Below are 6313 nucleotides of genomic sequence, written 5' to 3'. Positions count from 1 at the left end.
AGGGAGGAGCAGGAGTTCCTGCTCCTGCTGGAAGCGACTCACGGCGTCAGCGCCGCTCTCGGGGTGGTCCGGGCCGGTGCCTTCCTCGAGAGCCGACCTGATCTCAAGGCGGAGGGCTTGCGGCTGAGCGAGCTGTTCGAGGAGCTGGCCGACGCCGATGTCGAGGACCCGCGCGTCGAGCAGTACGCACGGGCCATGGCGGCTCACTCCACAGCGGTGGAGGCGGCGGAGAAGGCTGCCGGAGTGCACCCGCCGGATCCCGGCCACGGCGAGGCCGACGCCCGCACCCTGATCCTCGGGGCCCAGGCCATGGGCGCCGCGGCCGAGCAGCCGTCCCCGGCCCAGGCCCGTGCGATGGAGCGCTACCTGGACCTCGCGATGGCCGACCACGCCGAGGAGGACGGCGGTCCGGACAGCGAGTAGGGCGGTACGCGCAGCCCTGGATCCCCGCGGCCCGGCGCCGGCTCACGGGGAGGTGATGGCCTGCTCCAGCAGCCCGTGGAGGACGCGCTGCTCCGGCTGGGTGAGGCCGGACAGCGGGGAGTCCACGGAGAGGAGTTCGAGGAGGCGCGTCCGCAGCGCGGTGCCCTCGGGCGTGAGGACGAGGTGCTTGGCGCGGCGGTCCGTCGGGTGCGGGTGGCGCTCGATCAGGCTCTGCTTCTCGAGCTTGTCGACGACGAAGGTGGTGTTGGAGGGCTCGCAGCTCATCCGTTCGGCGAGCTCCCGCATGGTCATCGGCCCGCTCATCTCCCGCAGCGCGGTCGCCTGGGACGCGGTGAGGCTCAGGGTGGCGGCGCGCTCCCGTACGTGCTCGGCGATCCGCTGGGCCAGCCCGTTCACCAGACCGCACAGCTGTCGTTCGGCGATGGCCTGCGACTCGGGGGACGTCCTCATGTCACCACCCTAGCAGTACGTCAAGACGAAATAATTACAGCTTGAATGATTCGAACTTGATGCTTATCGTGGCGTCGTCGCCGCGGGAAACGCCGCGACGGCCCGACGGCTACTCAGGGGAGAGAACTCATGGCTGATGTGACGGTGGCTCAGGACGCACGACTGCGCCGGCCCGCGGGCATCCGCTCGATACGGCTGGGCGACACGAAGGTGTCGTACGTGCCGGACGGCGATGTGCGGCTCCGGCCGCTTCGGATGCTCCCGGACACCACCGACGAGGTCTGGGCCGCACACCCGGAGTACCTCGACACCACGGGCCACCTCGTCGGGAGCGTCGGCGGCCTGCTGGTGGAGCACGGCGACCGCGCGCTGCTGATCGACGCGGGCTTCGGCCCGCAGACGCACGAGGCTCCGGACGGCCCCCTCGCCACGATCCGCGGAGGCGCGCTCACGCGGAGCCTGGCCGAACTCGGCCGCCGCCCCGAGGACATCGAAGCGGTGGCCTTCACCCACCTCCACGCCGACCACCTCGGCTGGGCCTGCCACCCCGCCCCCGGCGCCGACCGGCCCGTGTTCGCCCACGCCGAGTACCTGATCTCCGAACCCGAGTGGGACCGGCGCGACCTCCTGGAGGCCCAGGGCATGACCGAGCAGGTCGCGGCCCTCGCACCGCGCGTACGTACGGTCACGGACGGGCAGGAGGTCTTCCCCGGCGTACGCGTACGGATCACCCCCGGCCACACCGTCGGGCACGCCGAGTACGTCATCACCGGGGGCGGACGCCGTCTGATCGCCTTCGGCGACGCCATGCACGCGCCGATCCAGGTCGACCACCCCGACTGGTCCTCGGGCTTCGACCACGACCTCGTCCAGACCGCCGACCACCGCCGCCGCCTCGTCGCCGAGCTGGCGGAGCCGGACACGATCGGCTTCGGCGTCCACTTCGCCGACGTGGTGTTCGGGCACGTCCAGCAGGACGGGAACGGCCCGGGCTGGCGCCCCCTGGACGCCTGACAGACCGGGCCGGGGGTGGCGCGGCCTCAGCCTCCGCCGCCCCCGCCCCCGCCATCGGCCAGGCCGCACTCCCACAGGGTCTCCGCCACGCAGGTGTGCGCGTAGTCGGGCGGGAGGTGGCGGGCGTGGCGCTGCTGGGCCACCGCCACCTGGCGGAGCATGACGCGGGTCAGCTCCAGGTTCCCCGCGTCGTCGCGCCCGGGCGCGTACCCGGCGACGAACACGTCGAAGGGCACGCCCTCCCCGAGCCGGGCCAGCGCACTGCCGAGGCTGCGCAGCGGGCCCGTCATGTGGCGGCGGGCCGCGCTGTGGAACAGCCCGCCGCGGCGGTACGACTGGTCCAGCAGCATGCACACCGCCCAGTAGTGCAGGTTCGCCAGGTGCCGCAGCGCGGGCACCGTCCCGTCCGGGACGGCCTCGCCGGTGGGCGGCAGCCCGCTGCCCAGGCGCAGGGGCAGCACGGGGTGGTCGGGGCTGTCCGGGTTCCACACGTCGTGCGCGTCGGCCAGCGTCGGGTGCGTGCCGTCGAACAGGGCCCGGAACAGCTCGAAGTGCTCGCTCTCGCCCTCCTCCCGCACGATGTCGAGGCGGGCGTGCCAGGCCGGGTAGTCCAGCAGCCCCGGCTCCCGGGCCTCCAGCAGCTCCAGCACCCGGGCCACCTTGCGGTAGAGGCTGCCGACCTGATGGGGGCGCGGCCGCGCCCCGCCGCCGAGCACCGCGTACAGCCGCTCGATGAACGCCAGGTCCTCGGGAGGGTGCGGCAGATCCGGGTCCACGGCACCCGGCGGGGCCTCGACGTACACGTACTTGGCGAGGCTGTGCAGGCTCAGCGGCTCCAGCGCGAAGTCGAACGGGTAGACGTCCTTCTCGTACGGGAACTGCTGGCGGCCCAGGTGGGGGGCCGCGCCCAGCGCCACCAGCAGGCCGTTCACGACGTCGAGGTGCGTCATCTCCTCGATGGCGACGCCCATCAGGTGCAGCGGGCGGCCGCCGTAGCGGTGGCTCGGCCAGCCGGCGAGCCGGGCGTAGCGCGGCTGCTTCACGGAGAACGCGGCGTACAGGTACTGCACGAGCAGGGAGTGCTCGATCTCGGCGCCGTCGCGCAGCAGCCGGATCAGTTCGAGCCGCGGGTCGTCGAAGAGCGGGGTGTAGCCCAGGGCATCGCGTTCGGCCGGCGACAGCGCCGTCCGCGCGGCGGCGGCCTCGGCCGTCGGCCCGGCACCGGCCGTCGCAGCGGCCGCCGTACGGAGCCCGGCGCGCGCCGGTGCGGCGTGCGCGGCGGCCTCGGCGACCGAGCGGACCGCGTCCAGGTAGCGGCTGTAGCCGGTGCAACGGCACAGGTGCGGACCCAGTACGGTCTCGACCAGCCCGTCCACCGCACCGCCGGCGTCCCCGACGCCCGCCGCCTGCTCCACCGCCACGGACCCGGCCACGGCGAACCCCGCCGCGCAGTAGCCGCACTGGAAGGCGTCCCGGTCCAGGATGGCCCGCTGCACCGGGTGCAGCGCACCGTCCGCGGCGGCCAGGCCCTCGACGGTGGTCACCTCCCACCCCGCCACGTGCCGCATGGCCGTCATGCAGGCCTGCCGGGTGACCGGCGCCGCCCCCGGCCGCGGCCGCACGGCGACGGTGCAGGCCCGGCACTCGCCGATCGAGCAGCCGACGCGGGTCCCCGTGAGTCCGAGGTCCTCGTGCAGGAAGTGCACCAGCGACATGTCACCGGGCACCTGACGGCCGGTGTGCCGTACGCCGTTGACGGTGAGGTCGAGATCGGTCGGCGTTTCCTGCATCAAGGCCCTCCGGGGGCGGGGAGGGGCGGAAGGTCGGCGAGCCGGATCGGCAGCCGGACCGGCCAGCAGTCGTCCCCGGTGTGACCCAGGGCGTGGGCGACGGCGTTGGCGATGGCGGGGCCGACGCCGGTCATGACGGCCTCGCCGACGCCCTTGTGACGGACCGACGGCCCGCCCGGCCCCAGCACGCCGTCCGGACCCAGCGGCACCAGCACCGTCTCCCGCCGGACGCCTGCCAGGTCGGCGCAGTGCGGCAGCCGGTAGCGGTCCAGGTTGACGAACGGCCCGCCGCCGTTCTCCGCGGGCAGTTCCTCGTACAGCGTCTGCGAGATGCCCATGGCCAGGCCGCCCTCGGCCTGGCTTTCGAGCACCGCCGGGACCAGGGGGTCCCCGGCGTCGAGGAAGGTCACCGCCTCCACGACCCGGATCCGGCCCTGCCGGGCGTCCACCGCCACCTTCACCAGATGACCCGCGGACGCGTACAGGGACCGCGGCACCACCGCGCCGCCGGGGCCGCGGGTGGGCGGTGGCCGCAGCGCTCCCTGCGGCTCCAGGGGCGTCACCCCCGTGTCCGGGGAGCGGCCCAGGCCGAGGGCGTCCACGGCCGCCTCGTACGTCCCGCCCCCGGCGGCCGGGAAGGCAGCCCGGGACCAGCCGTTGCAGAAGTAGCCGTGCGCCATCGCGTACGTCTCCCCGCCGGTGCGCTCGGCTTCGGCCGCCAGCTCGGCCAGCGCCAGCTCCCGGCGGCCCGCCAGCCGCAACGCGCCCCCGCTCCAGCCGGCCAGCAGCTCCTCGTCCGACAGGCCCGGCTCGCCCAGCAGGGTGCGGGCGGCCGGCAGCAGCCGCAGCCGCAGCAGCGCCCGGCAGACCTCGCGCAGGACGTGCACGTGGAAGAAGGCCGTCTTCGACGCGCTGCTCGCCCCGTGGGAGAGGGAGATCTTCACGGCGCCGTGCAGGCCGCGTTCCTGGAGCTGCTGGGCGAACCGTTCGAACGGGCCGACCACGCCGAGGTGGACGCGCGCCTGCGCGCCGAGCTCGTTCTGCGCGGCCCGTTCCAGGGAACTGCGCGCGCCCTGGCCCATGTCGACGGTCTGGCCCCAGACCTCGACCGTGCCGTCCCCGGCCACGCGCACCGCGCTGTAGACGCTGTCCTGGCTGGTCCCGTACGCCTCCATGCAGCAGGCGAAACCGACCCCGTACCGGACGCCGTCCTCGGCGGGCCCGGGATCGTCGCGGGTGCGCCACAGGGGGTGGTCCAGGGCGGCCGCGCAGATCTCGGCGTTGGCGAGGTGGAAGCGGAGCGGGGTGCCGGCCAGGTCGGTGTCGGCCGGTTCCGCGGCCGGGCCGGTACCCGGAGCGGGCGCCTGGCGCAGGACGTTCGCGAGCCGGAAGGCGATCGGATCGGTGCCCAGGCCGCGTACGGCGAGCCGGTCGACCGCCGTCTCGATGTTGAAGGCGACCTGGGGGATGCCGAAGCCGCGCATCGAGCCGACGGCGGGGATCGGACGCTCCAGCACGATGCCGTGGACCGAGGCCCGCGGCACCCGGTAGGGCCCGGTGGCGTGCAGCGCCGCCAGCGACAGCACCGCCCCGTTCAGGTTCGCCTCGACCCCGCCGCGCAGGACGACGAAGGAGCGGACCGCGGTCAGCTTGCCGTCGGGCCCGGCCCGCAGCCAGCTGCGCACCGCGGAGCCGTGCCGTTTGAGTCCGCCCTGGAACTGTTCGCGCCGGTCGTAGGCGAGGCGTACGGGCCCGGGGGCGAAGACGGCGGCGAGTGCGAGGTAGAAGGGGAAGGGGGACTTGTCCCGCCCGCCGAAGCCGCCCCCGCAGTCCCGGTCGGCCAGCACGACCCGGCGTACCAGCGGGTTCGCCGCGCCCACCAGGTTGCGGACGTCCGGGACGTCGCCGTGCGGGGACTGGGTGCCCAACAGCAGGTGCAGGGTCGCGGTGGACCGGTCGAGCCAGCCCAGGCCCGCCTCGGGTTCCAGGAAGGCCGGGTCGGTCTGCTGGGTGAAGGTGGTCGTGACGACCTGGACGCCGGGCGCGGCCGGATCGGCCGACTCCGCCCGCAGAGCGGCGAAGAGCGCCTCCGCCTCCGCGTCGGGCTGCGAACCCCGGACGAAGGCGGTGCCGTCGAAGTCGACGCGGCCCCGGTCCCAGAGGGAGTACGGGGCGGCGGCGGTGTGGTCGAGCAGGAAGTGCGCCTGGTGCTGGGTGCCGGTGAACCGGCGCTGGGTCCACTCCTCCAGCTCGGCCAGTTCCCCCGGCTGCGGCGGGACCGGGACCGCGGGCGGCGGGCCGTGCAGCACGGGTCCGGTGGACTCCCGCAGTTCCTGGGCGGCCCGGCGGAACCGCAGGAAGTCGGAGTAGACGGCGATGGCCACGGGCTGCCCGAGGTAGTCGGGGAGCTGCCCGGCCGGCAGCAGCGCCTGCACCTGGTCGGTGGTGATCCGGTTGCGGTACGGGGGCTCGGTCAGGTCGGCGGCGGTCACCACCGCGTCGGGCCGCAGCCCGGCGGGGACCAGGTCCCAGTCGAGGCCCGCGTAGGGCCGGTCGACGTGGCCGCTGCGCAGCAGCAGGGCGTGGGAGCAGTCGGGCGGCCAGCCGTCGGGGGC

General features: G+C 74.7%; 4 protein-coding genes and 1 pseudogene. 2 read left to right on the top strand and 3 right to left on the bottom strand.

Annotated elements, in window-relative coordinates; genetic code table 11:
- Nucleotides 1-423, top strand: a pseudogene (locus tag ACFV0Q_RS36875) (hypothetical protein); the annotation flags it as partial.
- Nucleotides 424-465: 42 nt separating this feature from the next.
- Here the strand turns inward: ACFV0Q_RS36875 and ACFV0Q_RS36870 are convergent.
- Nucleotides 466-894, bottom strand: coding sequence for a MarR family winged helix-turn-helix transcriptional regulator (locus ACFV0Q_RS36870; RefSeq protein WP_385011711.1), 429 nt, complete (start codon nucleotides 892-894; stop codon nucleotides 466-468).
- A 129-nt stretch (nucleotides 895-1023) separates the two neighbouring features.
- On the opposite strand from ACFV0Q_RS36870, the gene ACFV0Q_RS36865 reads away from it, so the two are divergent.
- Nucleotides 1024-1908, top strand: a complete 885-nt coding sequence (locus ACFV0Q_RS36865; RefSeq protein WP_385011708.1) for an MBL fold metallo-hydrolase — start codon at nucleotides 1024-1026, stop codon at nucleotides 1906-1908.
- A gap of 26 nt (nucleotides 1909-1934) precedes the next feature.
- Here ACFV0Q_RS36865 and ACFV0Q_RS36860 read toward each other — a convergent pair whose 3' ends face one another.
- Nucleotides 1935-3698, bottom strand: a complete 1764-nt coding sequence (locus ACFV0Q_RS36860) for a ferritin-like domain-containing protein (protein WP_385011705.1) — start codon at nucleotides 3696-3698, stop codon at nucleotides 1935-1937.
- The coding region (locus ACFV0Q_RS36855; protein WP_385011702.1) for a xanthine dehydrogenase family protein molybdopterin-binding subunit at nucleotides 3698-6313 on the bottom strand (2616 nt) is incomplete at its 5' end. The genes ACFV0Q_RS36860 and ACFV0Q_RS36855, both read right to left, overlap by 1 nt.

Origin of the sequence: Streptomyces sp. NPDC059564 (assembly GCF_042735575.1) — a bacterium.
GTDB lineage: Bacteria > Actinomycetota > Actinomycetes > Streptomycetales > Streptomycetaceae > Streptomyces.
The sequence above is the reverse complement of the archived record's forward strand: the minus strand, read 5'-3'. Positions and strand labels throughout refer to the sequence as shown.